The organism is Saltatorellus ferox (genome assembly GCA_007751475.1).
GTDB lineage: Bacteria > Planctomycetota > UBA1135 > UBA1135.
Genome location: CP036434.1, coordinates 472,439 through 488,316 on the forward strand (window position 1 = coordinate 472,439; position 15,878 = coordinate 488,316).

The 15,878-nt window shown below is 68.2% G+C and carries 11 protein-coding genes and 1 pseudogene; 8 read left to right on the top strand and 4 right to left on the bottom strand.

What is annotated here, in order from left to right; genetic code table 11:
• Nucleotides 1–10 precede the first annotated feature (10 nt).
• Nucleotides 11–184, top strand: a complete 174-nt coding sequence (locus tag Poly30_RS28030) for a hypothetical protein (protein WP_419190838.1) — start codon at nucleotides 11–13, stop codon at nucleotides 182–184.
• On the opposite strand, the gene Poly30_RS01745 is transcribed toward Poly30_RS28030, so the two are convergent.
• A complete protein-coding gene (locus Poly30_RS01745) occupies nucleotides 185–1,330 on the bottom strand; it encodes a hypothetical protein (RefSeq protein WP_145194301.1) in 1,146 nt (381 codons plus the stop codon). It abuts the gene before it with no gap.
• A gap of 12 nt (nucleotides 1,331–1,342) precedes the next feature.
• Between Poly30_RS01745 and Poly30_RS28035 the strand changes: the two genes are divergently transcribed.
• Nucleotides 1,343–1,492: a hypothetical protein gene (locus Poly30_RS28035; protein WP_419190839.1), complete on the top strand. Its 150-nt coding sequence runs from the start codon at nucleotides 1,343–1,345 to the stop codon at nucleotides 1,490–1,492.
• A 79-nt stretch (nucleotides 1,493–1,571) separates the two neighbouring features.
• Here Poly30_RS28035 and Poly30_RS01750 read toward each other — a convergent pair whose 3' ends face one another.
• A complete protein-coding gene (locus Poly30_RS01750; RefSeq protein ID WP_145194302.1) occupies nucleotides 1,572–1,931 on the bottom strand; it encodes a hypothetical protein in 360 nt (119 codons plus the stop codon).
• Between the two features lie 114 nt (nucleotides 1,932–2,045).
• Here Poly30_RS01750 and Poly30_RS01755 point away from each other — a divergent pair, with 114 nt between their 5' ends.
• On the top strand, nucleotides 2,046–2,468 hold the full coding sequence (locus Poly30_RS01755) for a VOC family protein (RefSeq protein WP_145194303.1): 423 nt from the start codon (nucleotides 2,046–2,048) through the stop codon (nucleotides 2,466–2,468).
• A gap of 38 nt (nucleotides 2,469–2,506) precedes the next feature.
• Complete coding sequence (locus tag Poly30_RS01760) at nucleotides 2,507–2,950, top strand: hypothetical protein (protein ID WP_145194304.1); 444 nt, start codon at nucleotides 2,507–2,509, stop codon at nucleotides 2,948–2,950.
• A 282-nt stretch (nucleotides 2,951–3,232) separates the two neighbouring features.
• Here the strand turns inward: Poly30_RS01760 and Poly30_RS01765 are convergent.
• Nucleotides 3,233–3,454, bottom strand: a pseudogene (locus Poly30_RS01765) (multicopper oxidase domain-containing protein); the annotation flags it as partial.
• Between the two features lie 220 nt (nucleotides 3,455–3,674).
• Between Poly30_RS01765 and Poly30_RS01770 the strand changes: the two are divergent.
• Nucleotides 3,675–6,017 carry a heavy metal translocating P-type ATPase gene (locus tag Poly30_RS01770; protein WP_145205900.1) on the top strand — a complete coding sequence of 781 codons (2,343 nt, stop codon included), beginning with the start codon at nucleotides 3,675–3,677 and terminating at the stop codon, nucleotides 6,015–6,017.
• 27 nt (nucleotides 6,018–6,044) lie between these two features.
• On the opposite strand, the gene Poly30_RS01775 is transcribed toward Poly30_RS01770, so the two are convergent.
• Nucleotides 6,045–6,431, bottom strand: coding sequence for a hypothetical protein (locus tag Poly30_RS01775; protein WP_145194306.1), 387 nt, complete (start codon nucleotides 6,429–6,431; stop codon nucleotides 6,045–6,047).
• Between the two features lie 257 nt (nucleotides 6,432–6,688).
• Between Poly30_RS01775 and Poly30_RS01780 the strand changes: the two genes are divergently transcribed.
• The 3 genes from Poly30_RS01780 to glpK all read left to right on the top strand — a co-directional run bounded on the left by Poly30_RS01780 (nucleotide 6,689) and on the right by glpK (nucleotide 15,852).
• Nucleotides 6,689–13,405 (top strand): DUF3320 domain-containing protein, encoded by a 6,717-nt coding sequence (locus tag Poly30_RS01780; protein WP_419190840.1) that lies wholly within the window; start codon nucleotides 6,689–6,691, stop codon nucleotides 13,403–13,405.
• A 149-nt stretch (nucleotides 13,406–13,554) separates the two neighbouring features.
• Nucleotides 13,555–14,301: an MIP/aquaporin family protein gene (locus Poly30_RS01785; RefSeq protein WP_419191395.1), complete on the top strand. Its 747-nt coding sequence runs from the start codon at nucleotides 13,555–13,557 to the stop codon at nucleotides 14,299–14,301.
• A gap of 36 nt (nucleotides 14,302–14,337) precedes the next feature.
• Complete coding sequence (gene glpK, locus Poly30_RS01790; RefSeq protein ID WP_145194309.1) at nucleotides 14,338–15,852, top strand: glycerol kinase GlpK; 1,515 nt, start codon at nucleotides 14,338–14,340, stop codon at nucleotides 15,850–15,852.
• The last annotated feature ends 26 nt before the right edge of the window (nucleotides 15,853–15,878 follow it).

Here is a 15,878-nt window from a genome sequence, read left to right on the forward strand (position 1 = left end):
CGGCTACCAGATGAGCTTCGCGGAGGAGGCGCGCTCGCTCGGCCTCGGGACCGCGCTCCAGAAGAGGCATCTGGAGCACGCCGAGACCGACGGCGTCACGCGCAACGACGTGGGCATGCTCGCGTCCTACAAGGAGCGCGGGGTCGACCGTATCGAGCGGGCCGTCATCGTCGTTCTTCTGTAGCTATCGATTCACGAACCGAACGTCGCCGGTGGGGACGGTGATCCGCATCGAGCGCTGGGCACTGCCGAACATCGACAGGATATATTCACCGTCGAAGACGTTGCGAAACCGCGCCACGCCGTCCTCGCCGACGCGGGCGGTGATCCCGTTGGCCGATTCCCACGTGCTTGTGGAGGTCAGATGAAGCGCCGCCCCGGGCTCCGAGTCGTCGACGTACACCGTGACGGTCTGGGCGTTGGGGGCAGCGATCTCGAGGGGCTGGTCCCGTCGATCGACCGTCACGGTCATCTTCGTCGCGCGCCGGGAATGGCTCATCCCAGAGGCCATGCGCTGGACGTGCCCTGTCAGGAGAAGCCGGACCTCGTACGTCCCGGGCTGCAGGCCGTCGAGGACCGCGGTGCCATCCTCGCCGACTGGCTTGCCTCCACGCACCCCGTCGACGGTCGGTTGCCAGCCGCGGAAGGTTGCATCGGTCGTGGAGATCGCTTCCACGGAGTAGCCCAGGGAAAGGTCACCGCGCACCTGGATATCGAGCGAACAGGCGCGCTGGAACTCCATCGTCGCCTCGGCTTGATCGCGTCGAACGTGGACCGAAGCTGCGCCGTAGATCCTGCTGACGCCCGTCAGCTCCACCTCGTCGATCGCGTTCCCTTGCCGGTCCACGAAGACCTCACCTCGCGGCATCCAGTACGTCCCGCGGGTCCTCTGGATCCCATGCCACCGGAAGCCGGAGGCGTGGCTCGGCTCGATCCTGTCGACCGTGACCGGGGTCCCGTCTTCGCGCAGGCAGCGCACCACGAGGAACCGCTCCATGGGGAACTCTCCGAGCTGGAAGCTCGCCTCGTTCAGGCCCTGGCCAAGGGTGATGGGTGAGGTGATCTCCGGCGGGTTGCCCTTCCCTCGACCGACCCCCAACACGTACTCGCCCCTGGCCACGCCGCCGACTTCGAAGCCCCCCAGGGGGGTCCGCTTGAGGAGCACATGGGCGTCGTCGTCCCAGACGATGTCCCCTGAACTTCCGTCGGTCGCGGCCAGCTTGACCCAGGCGGGGACCTTCGGCACGAGCGAGCACGAGTCCTTCACCTGGACTCTCAGGATTCGATTCGCCTCGAGCTGTATGACGTGCGGGCCGGTGCCCTCGCTCACGATCTCCTCGGAATGAATCTCGCCGATACGACCTACGGATACTCCCTGGTGGCGGTGCTCCAGGACGGGGTCTCGGGTCACCTGACCTACAACATGATCCCGATCTCGATCGTGCTGAGGCTCTTCGCCCCGTCGACCTCGGCCTCCCGCCAGATCCACTGAGAGACAGGGTCGAAGGAAGCAGACCGGTCCAGATGGCAACGAGCTGCGGTCTCGACCACGGGTCGGCACCGCCGCTCGACTACATGCGCAAGAGTACGGTGAAGCCAACGGCGAACACGCCCACCAGGGTGGCCACGATGGCGCTGCCGAGCCGAGCGACGAACGGTCGCCGGGTAAGGAGCCACCTCACGAATCCCACCATCCCCAGGCACACGAGACCGCGGAGCGCGATCCCTGGGACCGTGTCGAAGCGAGGCATCGCGCCGTATCCGAAGAGACTCGACGCCGTATGATCGACCCAAAAGGCTGGCACCAGCGGCACGTGCCTTGCGTACGCGCCGACGCAGTGATCGCACTCCGTCAACGGCCCCATGAAGAATGGAGCGACGAGAGGCGCATAGACGACGGCGATGGCGATGAACCAGGGTTGAAGCTTCATGGCGAGAGAGCTCAGAAGAGGCACGGGTCTGGACCTCGGCCTCCGGACCCCCAGCGTAGCCCCTGAGGGAGATCGTAGATGCTCGATCTCACGACGACGGGTATCCTCCGGGCCATGTATGGCCCACTCATGCCCTCCCTCTGCTACGCCGACGCGCCCGCCGCCATCCGCTGGCTCGAAGAAGCCTTCGGCTTTCGGCCTCAGCTCGTGGTCCCGGGGCCCGGGGACACCGTCATGCACTCGCAGCTCGTCTGCGAGGACCCGCCCTGCATCGTCATGGCCTGTTCCAGGCGGGACGACGACTACGGGAGAATGAGTCGCCCGCCGCGGGAACTCGGAGCCACCACCCAGGGGCTTTACCTCGTCGTGGAGGACGTGGCCGCGCACCACGCGCGCGCCGCTGCCGCCGGGGCCGAGATCGTGATGCCGCCGACGACCCAGGACTACGGGGGGGAATGCTATACGTGCAAGGATCCCGAGGGTCACGTGTGGAGTTTCGGTAGCTACGATCCGCGCGAGAGTCTGGCCGTGGATTGAAGGTTCGCCCGGCGCCAAGAGTGCGAAGAGTGCCAGGGGTGACGAGGGCACGAGACACAATCCTTGCACCCGACGTCTCTTCCCGTTCGGCAAGATCATGCCCCATGAAGATCACCACTCCGCTCCTGCTCCCTTTTGCCCTCCTCTTCCTCGCAGCCTGTGGAGGTGGTGGAGACGCGCTCCTCGATGACATGAGAGACGCCGAGGGGCGCCTCATCGAAATTCTCGAGGGCATCGACAGCGTGGAGAGCGCCAGGGCTGCGGAACCCAAGCTGGCGAAGGTCGCCGAGGAGATGCGTTCGCTCCAGAAGAGGCACTCTGAGTTGCCGGAGGCCGAACGTGAGAAGCTCAAAGAGGCCGTCATGGAAGGAAAGAGCCTCGACCGATCCGGCGAAATGGGGAAGGAGCTCGCAAGGCTCACGGCCAACCCAGAGATCGCTCAGGTCCTCCTCCCGGCGCTTCAGAAGCTCGGACCGCAGTAGCCATCTTGCCCCACCGCTTCGCCGGACCGTTTTCCGGTGAACCAAGTTCCGTCCGAGGGTCGGCAACGCAGCTACGGAGCGAAACTGGCGAAACGAATGCAACGAACTTTTGATTCGGGGCACTGGTAGGGAGCGCCAGAGAATGCGTTTCCTGGCGGTGGTCACCCCTGGACGTCGCGCGCCAGCTCTTCCGCGCTCGCGGGACGAGGCTTCGCATCTCTCCGTCGAAGCCGCGGAGCTTGACTTTCATCATGTTCGGGAAGCCATGGCTCGGCTGATTCATCACGTGGGGGTCATGTGGCAGTGGAACGCCCAGTCGCCCGGGTACGCGGGCACGAACTCGATGTCTCGGGTCGCCCCGGCGACGACCGGAACGGTGACGCGCTTGCGCTGCTGCTCGGCGGGAACGCTCACGCCGTGGCGGGGCGTCCCGCAGAACTCGACCCCGTGCAGGCGGATCAGGTGATGGTCCACCGCGGATAGATTGCCGATGCGAGTGCGAACGCGCTGGCGGCTTCGGCGCGCGCCGGGTGCTCCACGGGAAGGTCAAGCTCGAAAGTGCTCGTACAAGAAGTCCACCCGTGAACTAAGAGCGCAGTGAGGAGGACCGTCAGCGAGATTCGTTGTGCGCCTGCCATGGCGTCATCCGTGGCAGGAGGGCGGCAAGGCGGCCCTGCACGAGAGATAAAGAACCCCTTACGGAGCGACGGTGATAGCGATGATGATGCAGAACGATTCGAGCGACCTGGCCCCGACTGGCCCGGCCTCTATCGACCCGGTCTGCGGCATGACCGTCGATCCCCCGAAGGCTGCCGCCGTGCTCCATCACGAGGGCGACACCTACCACTTCTGCTCCCTGGGCTGTCGCGATCGCTTCGCCGCGGATCCGGACGCTTTCCTCGGCGAGGCTCCGAGTGGCACGCCTGCCGCGAGCGCACCCAACGGCGCCGTCTATACCTGCCCGATGCATCCCGAGGTGAAGCAGGTCGGTCCAGGCTCGTGCCCGAAGTGCGGCATGGCCCTGGAGCCGGAGTCCGCGACCGAGCCTCCTGACGACACCGAACTTCGCGACATGAGGAGGCGCTTCATCGTCGCCACGGCTCTGGCCATTCCCGTGGTCGTCCTGGCGATGGGCGACATGCTGCTTCCCGGAAGCCCGATCCATGACCTCGTCGGAGCCAAGGTGGGCGGGTGGCTGGAGTTCGCGCTCACCACGCTCGTGGTCGGCTACGCGGGCTGGCCCTTGCTCGCGCGCGGCGTGCAATCGATCCAGCGGCGCTCGCCGAACATGTTCACGCTCATCGCGATCGGGGTCGGGGTGGCCTACGTTCACAGCACGCTCGCCGTCTTCGCGCCCGGGCTCTTCCCGGACGCCTTCCGCGACAGCGCCGGGAACATCGGCCTCTACTTCGAGGCGGCTTCCGTGATCATCACCCTCGTGCTCCTCGGCCAGGTGATGGAACTCCGTGCCCGCGCGGAGACGGGTAGCGCGATCCGCGCGCTGCTCGATCTGGCCCCGAAGACGGCGCGGCTCGTGGACGAGAGCGGCGAGCGCGACGTGCCGCTCGACTCCGTCGAAGAAGGGAACCAGCTTCGGGTGCGCCCCGGCGAGAAGGTGCCGGTGGACGGCCGCGTGCTGGAGGGAAAGAGCCACGTGGACGAGTCGATGGTCTCCGGCGAGCCCACGCCCGTCGAGAAGTCGAAGGGCGCGTCGGTGATCGGCGGGACCCTCAACGGGAAGGGCTCGATCCTGATGGAAGCGACGGGCGTGGGGGAAGAAACGCTCCTCGCGCGCATCGTGCAGATGGTGGCGAGCGCCCAGCGCAGCCGCGCCCCGGTCCAGAACCTCGTCGACCGCATCGCCGCCGTGTTCGTACCGGGCGTCGTCGTCACCGCCGTCGTGGCCTTCATCGCCTGGGCCGCGCTGGGCCCCGCGCCGTCGCTCGCCTATGCGCTCCTCGCGTTCGTGTCGGTGCTCATCATCGCCTGCCCGTGCGCGCTGGGCCTTGCGACGCCGATGTCGATCATGGTTTCGACCGGCAAGGGAGCGCAGGCGGGGATTCTCTTCCGTAACGCCGAGGCCATCCAGAACCTTCGGCTGGTCGATACGCTCGTCGTCGACAAGACGGGCACGCTGACGCTCGGCGCGCCGCGCTTCGACCAGGTCGTCACGGTGGCAGGTTCCGACGCCGACACCGTGCTGGGGCTCGCCGCCGGGCTGGAGCAAGGGAGCGAGCACCCGCTCGCCCAGGCGATCGCGGAGGGCGCGCGCCTTCGGGACGTGGCACCGGCGAGCGTGGAGGACTTCGAATCCGTCACGGGCAAGGGAGTCCGCGGAACCTCCGAGGGCCGTCGCCTCGCGCTGGGCAACGCGGCCCTGATGGCCGACGCGGGGGCCTCCCTCGAGGCCCTGGGCCATCAGGCTGACACCTTGCAAGACTCAGGCGCCACCGTCATGTACCTCGCCGTCGACGGTGCCCTGGTCGGCGCGCTCTCGGTCGCCGACCCGATCAAGGACTCGACCCCGGACGCGCTGGACCAGCTGAGGCAGAGCGGAATGCGCATCCTCATGCTGACCGGGGACAACGAGCGAACCGCGCGCGCGGTGGCGAAGACCCTCGGGATCGACGAGGTGTTCGCGGACGCCCTGCCCGAGGACAAGCTCAAGCTCGTCGAGCGGCTGCAGTCCGAGGGTCGGAAGGTCGCGATGGCCGGCGACGGCGTGAACGATTCTCCTGCGCTCGCGAAGGCGAACGTGGGCATCGCCATGGGCACTGGCACTGACATCGCGATGGAGAGCGCGGACGTCACGCTCGTCCGCGGGGACCTCGGCGCGATCGTTCACGCCCGCCGCCTCAGCGACCTCACGATGCGCAACATCAAGCAGAACCTCGTCTTCGCCTTTGGCTACAACCTCGCCGGCGTGCCGCTGGCGGCGGGCGTTCTCTACCCCTGGACCGGCTGGCTGCTCAGCCCCATGATCGCCGCCTCAGCGATGAGCCTGAGTTCCGTTTCGGTCATCCTGAACGCCCTGCGGCTTCGGAGCGCTTCGCTGAAGCCGTCCTGAGGCGAACTCTACTTCCCGCGCACGGAACTACAGCCGGTCGGTGTCGAGTCGCGCATGCAGCTCTTCCAGGAACCGGTGGGCTGGCCCCATGCCGTCCGGGCCCATGAAGTGAGTCCTGGACGTCAAGAGCTCCGTGTCCACGATGATCCGAATCTGGAACTGTCTGCGGCCCTTGCCATCCCTGCTGACGAGGGGACGGATCCTGCGGGTACCGACGATGATACCATCGAAGAGGATGTGGTGGGCGAGTTCAGCCTCCTCGCCGGGAATCGCGATGTAGGTGACGCCGCGCTGATCCGAGCAGAGTCGCGCGTATTCCGCACCCGAGACGAGCTCGAGCGAGTCACCGTCCATGGGCGGCGCTCCATCGAACCTGAGGTCCTCTCCGTGCTGTTCTTCAGTACCCTGCGTCATCTGCTCGTTCTTGACACCCCCATCGACCGAAAGCCCTAGGAACTTTCGATGAGGACCGTCCGGGCGGAGGATGCGGTTTTCCCTGGTCCACGGGAAGAACTTTCTCTCCAGCCGGGAGTTCTCAAGAGCGGGACCGTGACTTCGTATTCGCGCCGCATTTCGCCCGATTCGCGTCCATGTTCCGGGAAACTGCCCGACGGTCAAGCGAAGGACAGATCCGCGGATCGTCATGCGGGCCGACTATCATCTGCCGATCCATGCAGACCTTCATCCCAGAACGCGCGGCATCGCGCTACGCCGGTCAGTACGAGAACAGCCGCGACGTCGAGCGCCTCTTCCAGGTGCTACGTGACTCCATCCAGATCGCCCTCGAGTCCGGGGTAGAGGAGACGGCCAAGTCGCGCCACGACCTGGCGCTCGAGTGCTACCACCAGCTGGCCTCCATGGGCCTGCCGGCGGAGATCCAGGAGAAGATCCAGGGCTTCATGGAGTCGATGATCGAGCGCTTCCCGACGGCCTGGCGGGTCAACGCTGCGGCTGCGGCCGTGGAGCGCGCGACCGCCGCGCGTCGAGCCGAGACCAGGATCGAACGGCTTCGCGAGGCACGTGACATCCTCGCCGCCGGGATTGCTTCCGGCGAGGCGGTCGACCCCGACGAGCTGCGCGACCTCATGTCCCAGGTGGAGGCGCGCCTGGCCGAGGCCGAGACCCAGGACGGCGATCGCACGCCGGGCGCGTCCGTCGAATCGAACGTCACGGCTCTGGTGCTCCCGGAGGCGCGTCCGATCCCCTCCGCCGAGGTGTCCGACGAGGAACTGGTCGTCGAGACCCCCGAAGGCGCGCCCGAAGAGCGATTTCACGTGGAGGTCGCACTCGGCGTCCTGCCCCGGGTTCATCTGGCCATGCTCCAGGAGCGCCGCGCTGGCGTTCATACGCTCGGCCTCCAGCACCGCGGCTCCACGGAACTCCGTGACCTCGAGCTCCACGTCACGTCGGACCCGCCTTTCGTCCGACCCTCGACGCTCCGGATCGAGCGCCTCGGCCCGGGGGAGGACCTCGATCTCGGCCCGCGCCGCGTCGCTTCGTTCCTGTCCCACGACCGGGCGATCCTGAGCCGCCTCAGCGAGCGCGCCGATGGAACGGTCACCGCCATGCTGCGCACCGCCGACGGGGCCGAGCTCGCCCGCGCCGAAGGGGACTGGACGCTCTTCCCGACGGATACGTGGTTTGGACTCGGGACGCTCCCCGAACTCCTCGCCGCCTACGTGCTCCCGAACGACCCGGCGGTCGATGCGACGCTTTCCCTGGCGGCCCAGCGCATGAGCCGGGACACCGGCTCGCCCTCGCTCGACGGCTATCAGTCCAAGGATCCGGTCCGCGCACTCCGTATCGCCGAGTCCGTTTACGCTGCGCTCCAAGGCGCCGAGATCACCTACGCGAATCCGCCCGCGAGCTTCGAGAACGACGGCCAGCGCGTGCGCTTCCCGAGCGCGATCATCTCCACCAGGCTCGGCACCTGCCTCGACCTCGCGCTGTTCGCGGCCGCTGCCCTCGAGCAGGCTGGCCTGCACCCGATCGTGATCGTCACCGAGGGACACGCCTTCGTTGGCGTATGGCTCGTCGAGGAGACGTTCTCCAATCCGGTCGTGGAGGAGCCATCCCGTCTCGCGAAGCGCATCGAGCTGTCCGAGATCGTCGTCTTCGACGCGACCGCGGTGGCCTCGCGTCCGTCGCCGGACTTCGAGGGCGCGCGCGCGGCGGCGCGCGAGCGGCTCCAGGATCCGTCCGAGTTCCGCGTCGCCATCGATATCCAGCGCGCACGGCTCGGCGGGGTGCGGCCGCTGCCGACCCTGGAGGCCGGCGTGCACGCGGCGATGGGCGGCGTGGCCCAGGAGGACGCGGCGCCCACGAAGACCACGCGCGACCTCGACGAGGAGCTGCGAGTCTACCTGGAGGCCGAGCGTCGGCGCCGCGAGGAGGAGGAGACGCCGGACACGCGTCTCGATCGCTGGCTGCGTCAGCTCCTGGATCTGACGATGCGGAACCGCTTGCTCAACTCCGCGTCGAGCAGCAAGCGCATCGTCCCGCTCATCCCCGGGAACCTCGGCGCGATCGAGGATCGGCTCTCCGAGGGCAAGGTTTTTCGCGTGCTGGAGCGTCCGGTGGAGCTGGAGGGGGGGAAGCCCTCGGCCGCCGACGCCGAGCGCATCGCGCCCCTGCTTGCGGCCGGCGTGCAGGCGGGTGAGCTGCGCTGCTGGCTCGGCGGCGCGGAGCTCGACGAGCGCCTGCTCAATCTCTATCGCGAAGCGCGCACCGCCCGGGAAGAGGGCGGCGCGGGCGCCCTGTACCTCGCCGTCGGCTTCCTTCAGTACCGCGAAACGAAGCAGTCTTCGCGCACGCGGCGTGCGCCGCTCCTGCTGCTGCCGCTGGAGCTCCAGCGCAAGTCCGCGCGCCGCGGCTACACGCTCGTCCAGGGCGCGGACGAACCGCGCGCGAACGTCACGCTTCTCGAATACCTGCGCCGGGATCATCAGATCGACGTGACGGGGCTGGATCCGCTGCCGGCCGACGAGAACGGCGTCGACGTTCCGCTGGTGCTCCAGGTCTTCAAGAACGCGATCAAGGACGAGGACGGCTGGGAGATCCTCGACGAGGCCGAGATCGGGCTCTACTCGTTCGCGAAGTACCTGCTCTGGCGCGACCTCAAGAACCGTGCGGACGTGCTGCGGCGGAACGAGCTGGTCGCTCACTTGATCGAGCGGCCGAGCGAGCCCTACCCGGACCGCGTCGCCGTGCCCGATCCGGACAAGCTCGACGAGGAGTTCGGCGCGGCGGACGTGTTCGCACCGCTCTCCTACGATTCCTCCCAGCTCAGCGCGATCCTCGCCGCCGCTGCGGGCAAGACGATGGTGCTGGAGGGGCCGCCGGGAACCGGCAAGTCACAGACGATCACGAACCTGATCGCGCACGCCATCGCCTACGGAAAGACGATCCTCTTCGTCAGCGAGAAGATGGCGGCGCTCGACGTTGTGCATCGGCGGCTGCGGCACCTCGGGCTCGGGCCGGCGTGCCTGGAGCTGCACTCGAACAAGGCGAACAAGAAGGCCGTTCTGGAGCAGTTCCGCGAGGCGCTGGAGGAGGGCCGCGTGCGCGGCGCGCGTCGGAGAAGCTGGGAAGAGATCGCGGGCGACCTCGACAGCTCGCGGCGCCGGTTGAACGGCCACGTCGCGGCGCTGCACGCGACGCGCGCGAGCGGAGAGAGCGTGCACCATGTCATCGGGCAGACCGCGAGCGCCCTGGCGACAGGAGACGCTGTCTGGGATCTCAAGGACGACCTCGGCATCCAGGACCCGAAGGCCGTCGACGCAGTGACGCTCCAGCGCTGGCGCGGGCTGCTCGACGAGATTGATATCGTGGCGTCGGAGCAGCTCGTGGGCCCGGAGCACCCGCTTCTGCTCGTCGGCCAGTCGGACTACTCGCCCATCTTCGAGAGCGAATCAAGGGCCGTCGTGCGCGCCTTCGACGGGCCTGCGTCGGAGTTCGCGGCGGCGGCAGAGGCAGCGCTCGCGAGCGTCGTCGAGTCGGAGGCACTGCGCGCCGGGTTCCATGACGAAGAGAGCTGGAAGGACTTCGCGGCGCTGCTCGAGGCAGCGTCACAGGAGTACGCGGGCTCGGGGGCGGCGCAGGACTGGATCGCGCAGCCCGACCTCATGCACTCCCTCGAGAGCGGGCTCGCACTGATCGAGGAGCATCAGAACCTCGTGGCCGAGCTCGCCGCTCGCTTCCGTGTCTCGCCGACGACGCTTCCGCTCGATGCCCTGGAGACGCTGCGTCGCGAGTACGTCGGCGGTGGGTTCTTCAAGCGCTGGCAGCGCAAGCGGAGCCTTCTTTCGGAGCTGCGCGGGATCGCGAAGGACCCGGGCGCTCTGCAGATCGAGGACGCGATCCGCGCGCTCGATGCGGCCCAGCGCCAGGTCGAGATCGAGCCGCAGTTCGCGCCGCACGATGACGCGGGTCGAAAGGTGCTCGGCACGATCTGGCGCGGCGCCGAGACGGACGTGGCGGCGGCGCGCGCCGAGTTGGCGCGCGCCCGCGGGCTGGGCGAGCGGTGGGCGCAGCTCTCGCGGGTCGCGCACCCGTCCGTGGTGTTCGAGAAGGCGCTGCTCGAGGGCCTCGTCGCCGCGCTGGAAAGTGTCGGCTTGAGGGACCGAGCGGCGAGGCTCGTCGAGGCCGTGGGCGAACTCAGCGCGGCGAGGGCCGCGTTGATCGAGGTCGCGAGGCCTCTGGAGGGCGCGCCGCTTTCGTTCTCGGTGGCCGACGTTCGTGCGCTTCAGGCGCTGTCCGTCGGATGGGCCGATGCGTGGACGGGCCTGCGGGGCTGGGCGCGCTGGCAGGGGTTGCGCCGGAGCGCGCTGGACGCAGGCGTGGAAACGGGTGGACTCGGGGGCGTGATCGAGCGCATCGAGCGAGGCGATTGCGTGCCCGGACAGGTGCGTCAGCGCTTCGACGTGGCGTTCGCTCGCGCGTGGGCACTCCACGAGATCTCGGGCGACGATGCGCTCAAGGCGTTCGATGGCGGGGATCACGGGCGCGCGCTGGCGGGCTTTCGCCAGCTCGACGACGAGCGGCTCGCGGCGGCCCGCGAGGAAGTGCGGCAGCGGACGGGTAGCCGGCGCCCGACGGTCTCGCAGACGGCGGCGGCGGGCGCTGCGTCCAAGACGGGGCTGGGGCTGCTGCAGCGCGAGATCACGAAGAAGACGCGGCATCTCGCGATCCGCAGGCTGCTCGCCGAGCTGGGAGATGTGGCGATGGAGCTGAAGCCGTGCTTCCTCATGAGCCCGATGTCGGTGGCGCAGTACCTCGACGCCGACCATCCGCCCTTCGACATCGTGGTGTTCGACGAAGCTTCGCAGATCCCCGTGTGGGACGCGATCGGCGCGATCGCCCGCGGCCAGCAGGCCGTGATCGTGGGGGATCCCAAGCAGCTTCCGCCGACGAGCTTCTTCAGCCGAAGCGCCGATACCGAGGCGCTGGAAGACGACGACATCGAGGATCTGGAGAGCATCCTGGAGGAGTGCATCGGCGCCCAGGTGCCGACGCACCGCCTGCGCTGGCACTACCGAAGCCGGCACGAGAGCCTGATCGCGTTCAGCAACGAGCGCTACTACGACTCGAAGCTGCTGACGTTTCCCTCCGGAGCCTCGGACGGGCGCGGCGTGCGCCTGGAGTATCACCAGGACGCCGTCTACGACAAGGGGGCGACGCGCACCAACGAGATCGAGGCGCGCGCGGTCGCGGCGGAGGTCGTGCGGCGACTGCGGCATCCGAAGGAGAGCCAGCGGTCCATCGGGGTGGTGACGTTCAGCCAGGCGCAGCAGACGCTCGTCCTCGACCTGCTCGAAGCGGCGGTGCGCAAACACCCTGAGATTGAGCCGTTCTTCGACGAGGCGCAGCAGGAGCCCGTGTTCGTGAAGAACCTGGAGAACGTTCAGGGCGACGAGCGGGACGTGATCATCTTCTCGATCGGCTACGGGCCGGACGCGAATGGACGCGTGTCGATGAACTTCGGGCCGCTCAACAACGACGGCGGCGAGCGGCGCCTGAACGTGGCGATCACGCGGGCGCGCGAGGAGGTGCTCGTGCACACGTCGATCCGCTCGGACCAGATCGATCTGGCGCGGACGAACGCGCGAGGCGTGCGGGACCTGCGCGCGTTCCTGGCGTTTGCGGAGCACGCGGAGGCCGAGGCGACGGGGGCTGGCGTGGCATCGGGTGAAACCGGCGCCGCGGTCAGCCGCGATCCGCTCGTCGAGGTGATCGGTGGGCGGCTCCAGGCCCGTGGCTGGACCGTCGAGTACGACATCGGGCGCTCCGACGTGCGCGTGGATCTCGGCGTGCGGCATCCGGATCGTCCGGGCGCGTTCCTCGCGGGTATCGAGACGGACGGGGAGAACTACCGTCGCGCGTCGACGGCGCGTGATCGCGATCGACTGCGGTCGGACGTGCTGGGCGGACTGGGTTGGAGCTTGCTCCGGGTCTGGGCCGTGGACTGGTGGCGCGACGCGGACGCGGAGGTCGAGCGTCTGCACGCCGAGCTGACGCGTCTCCAAGAGGAGGTGCTGCCGGAGGATCCAGAGGCCGAGGAGCCGGACGTCGCGGAACCGTCAGCTCCGCTGGCGCTCGAGGGGCCCGACGTGGAGTCTGGCGCAAATCTCCCTGACGTACCGGCGCTGGAATCACCAGCTCCGGAAGCGCTGGCCCTGAAGGCGCCTGCGGCGCCCGAACTCGAAGGCCCGAAGGAGGACCCGCCCAGGAGGCTGGCGTCCGCGCCAACGCTCTTCGAAGGGGAGACCGAGGCTCTTTCCCTCGAAGCACCGCGGCCTTTGATCGAGACCTACCAGCCCGCCGAACTGGACGGGTTCAGCGAGCGCTCTTCGGAGTTCTACGACGAATCAATGGAGCGCGAGGTGGCTTCGACGATCGCGCGCATCATCGAGCTGGAGGCGCCGCTGACCCACGAGATCCTGGTGCGCCGGATGGCGAGCGTCTGGGGTTTCGGGGCCGTGTCGAAGAAGTTCCGCGAGCACGTGGCGGCAAGCCTCGGGCGCTCCAGGCCCTTCACGACCGAGCATGCGGCCGGAACGGACGAGCCGCAGCAGGTCTACTGGCGCTCGGAGAGCGAGGCGGCGACCTACGCGGGCTACCGTCCCCAGGACTCGGCGGACGCGCGCCCGATCTCGGAGGTGCCGCAGCCGGAGGTTTTGAATGCGATGGTGGCGACGCTGGCGGAGCGCGAGCTCTGGCCCCTGGACGATCTCCAGCGCGAGGTGCTGGGCCTCTTCGGAGGCAAGCGCTTGACGCAGTCGATGCGATCCTCGATCGGCGCGGCCCTGGATAGGCTCCAGGCGGAGGAGCGGATCCGCATGGAGGTCGCGGGCGGCGTGGCGAGCGTGGCGCTGGTCCAGGAGACGTGAGGCCGCCGGGTTGACCCGGGGGCGACCCTCTACCCGGAGCAGCATCCCTTTTGCCGCGTCGTCACGATGCGCGTATGCTGTTCCCTGCGGGCTCCAGCTGTCGACTTTCGCGGCCACCCGAGCAGACGACAACGGAGGTCGACTTGGATCTGGAACTGGCAACCATCTTTGGTTCGGAGGTCGTGGGCACGGCGATGCTGATGCTTCTGGGCTGCGGCGTCGTGGCGAATGTGGCGCTCGCGAGAAGCAAGGGGCACGGCGGCGGCTTTCCGCTGGTCGTCTTTGGCTGGGGGCTGGCGGTATTCTGCGGCGTGACGGTTTCGTACGCCTCGGGGGCGCACCTGAACCCGGCGGTGACCGTAGGGCTCCTGGTGACGGGGGACGTCTCCAGCGCTCAGGCGCTCGTCTACTGCGCCGCGCAGATGCTCGGCGCGTTCCTCGGTTCCTCGATGAGCTGGCTCGTCTACAAGAAGCACTTCGACGCGGAGCTCGATCCAGCGACCAAGCGGGCCGTCTTCTGCACGGCGCCCGCGATTCGCTCCCACGGCTGGAACGTCGTGACGGAGGTGATCGGCACGTTCGTCCTCGTGTTCGTCGTGATTGGGTTCGGCCGTGGCGGCGACCCCGCCAGTGCCGTTCCCGCCGGACTCGCCGCGCTGGGGGCGGTTCCCGTCGCGCTTCTCGTGATGGGGATCGGTGCGTCGCTGGGCGGGCCGACCGGCTATGCCATCAATCCCGCGCGGGACCTCGGGGCTCGGATCGCCCACGCGGTCCTTCCGATACGGGGCAAGGGGTCGAGCGACTGGGGCTACGCCTGGGTGCCGGTCGTGGGGCCGCTCCTTGGCGGGGTCTTGGGCGCGCTCGCCTCGGGCCCGCTGCTGCCGCTGCTGCCATGACCATTTTTCATTATCCAAAACCGGACGGAGCCAACCATGACTGACCATGTCATCGCGATCGATCAGGGAACCACGAGCACGCGGGCCATCGTCTTCGATCGCACCGGCTCGGTCGTTTCCGTCGGACAGCTGGAGCACCGGCAGATCTTCCCGAAGGCCGGGTGGGTCGAGCACGACGCCCGCGAGATCTGGAACAACACGCGCGAGGTCATCGGGCAGGCGCTCTCGAAGGCGGACATCACGCGGCACAGCATCGCTGCGGTCGGGATCACGAACCAGCGCGAAACGACGGTGGTCTGGGATCGAACCACGGGCGAGCCGGTCTACCACGCGATCGTCTGGCAGGACACGCGCACGCAGTCCATCGTCGAACGCCTCGCGGACGGTGATACGGATCGCTACAAGGAGATCGTCGGGCTGCCGCTCGCCACCTACTTCTCGGGCACGAAGGTCGCCTGGATCCTGGAGAACGTGGAGGGCGCGAGGGCCAAGGCCGACGCCGGGGAGCTCATGTTCGGCACGACCGACACCTGGGTTCTCTGGAACCTCACCGGTGGGGTCGACGGCGGCGTTCACGCCACCGATGTGACGAACGCGAGCCGCACGCTCTTCATGGACCTCAAGACGCTGCAGTGGCGCGACGACATCCTCGAGGCCTTCGGTGTCCCGAGGTCGATGATGCCGGAGATTCGCAGCTCGTCCGAGGTCTACGGGAAGGTGAGGTCGTCGAGTCTCCTGCGCGAGGTGCCCGTCGCGGGCATCCTCGGCGATCAGCAGGCCGCCACGTTCGGCCAGGCGGCCTTCGAGAAGGGGATGAGCAAGAACACCTACGGCACCGGGAACTTCTTGATCTTCAACACCGGCGAGGAGATCGTCCACTCGAAGAACGGGCTGCTCACGACCCTCGCCTACCAGCTGGGCGATGGGAAGCCCCACTACGCGCTGGAGGGATCGATCGCGGTCACCGGGTCGCTGGTGCAGTGGCTTCGGGACAACATCGGGATGATCTCCACGGCCGCCGAGATTCAGACGCTGGCCGAGTCCGTCGAGGACAACGGCGGCGTCTACTTCGTGCCTGCGTTCTCCGGCCTCTTCGCGCCCTACTGGCGCCCGGACGCCCGCGGCGCGATCGTCGGCCTCACGCGTTTCGTGAACAAGGGGCACATCGCCCGCGCGGCCCTCGAGGCCACTGCGTTCCAGACGGCCGAGGTCATCGAGGCGGTGAACGCCGACTCGGGCGTGAAGCTTCTCGAGCTGAAGGTGGACGGCGGGATGGTCGCAAACGACGCATTGATGCAGTTCCAGGCGGATATCCTGGGCGTGACCGTGGTGCGCCCCGTGGTCGCCGAAACGACGGCGCTGGGCGCCGCCTACGCCGCGGGGCTCGCGGTGGGTTTCTGGAAGGACCTGGCCGACGCGGGCCGGAACTGGCAAGAGGACAGGCGCTGGGAGCCGGCGATGTCCGACGAAGATCGCGCCCGGGCCATGCGGATGTGGAAGAAGGCGGTGACGAAGACCTTCGACTGGGTCGACGACGACGTGGCACAGTAGCGGTACCGAACCTGGCGGTACCGAAC

Bases quoted from the DNA above. Each gene is read 5' to 3' on its own strand.
- Poly30_RS28030 (WP_419190838.1), top strand. From the start codon at position 11: ATGAGCTTCGCGGAGGAGGCGCGCTCGCTCGGCCTCGGGACCGCGCTC.
- Poly30_RS28035 (WP_419190839.1), top strand. From the start codon at position 1,343: ATGAATCTCGCCGATACGACCTACGGATACTCCCTGGTGGCGGTGCTC.
- Poly30_RS01750 (WP_145194302.1), bottom strand. From the start codon at position 1,931: ATGAAGCTTCAACCCTGGTTCATCGCCATCGCCGTCGTCTATGCGCCT.
- Poly30_RS01755 (WP_145194303.1), top strand. From the start codon at position 2,046: ATGTATGGCCCACTCATGCCCTCCCTCTGCTACGCCGACGCGCCCGCC.
- Poly30_RS01770 (WP_145205900.1), top strand. From the start codon at position 3,675: ATGCAGAACGATTCGAGCGACCTGGCCCCGACTGGCCCGGCCTCTATC.
- Poly30_RS01775 (WP_145194306.1), bottom strand. From the start codon at position 6,431: ATGACGCAGGGTACTGAAGAACAGCACGGAGAGGACCTCAGGTTCGAT.
- Poly30_RS01780 (WP_419190840.1), top strand. From the start codon at position 6,689: ATGCAGACCTTCATCCCAGAACGCGCGGCATCGCGCTACGCCGGTCAG.
- glpK (WP_145194309.1), top strand. From the start codon at position 14,338: ATGACTGACCATGTCATCGCGATCGATCAGGGAACCACGAGCACGCGG.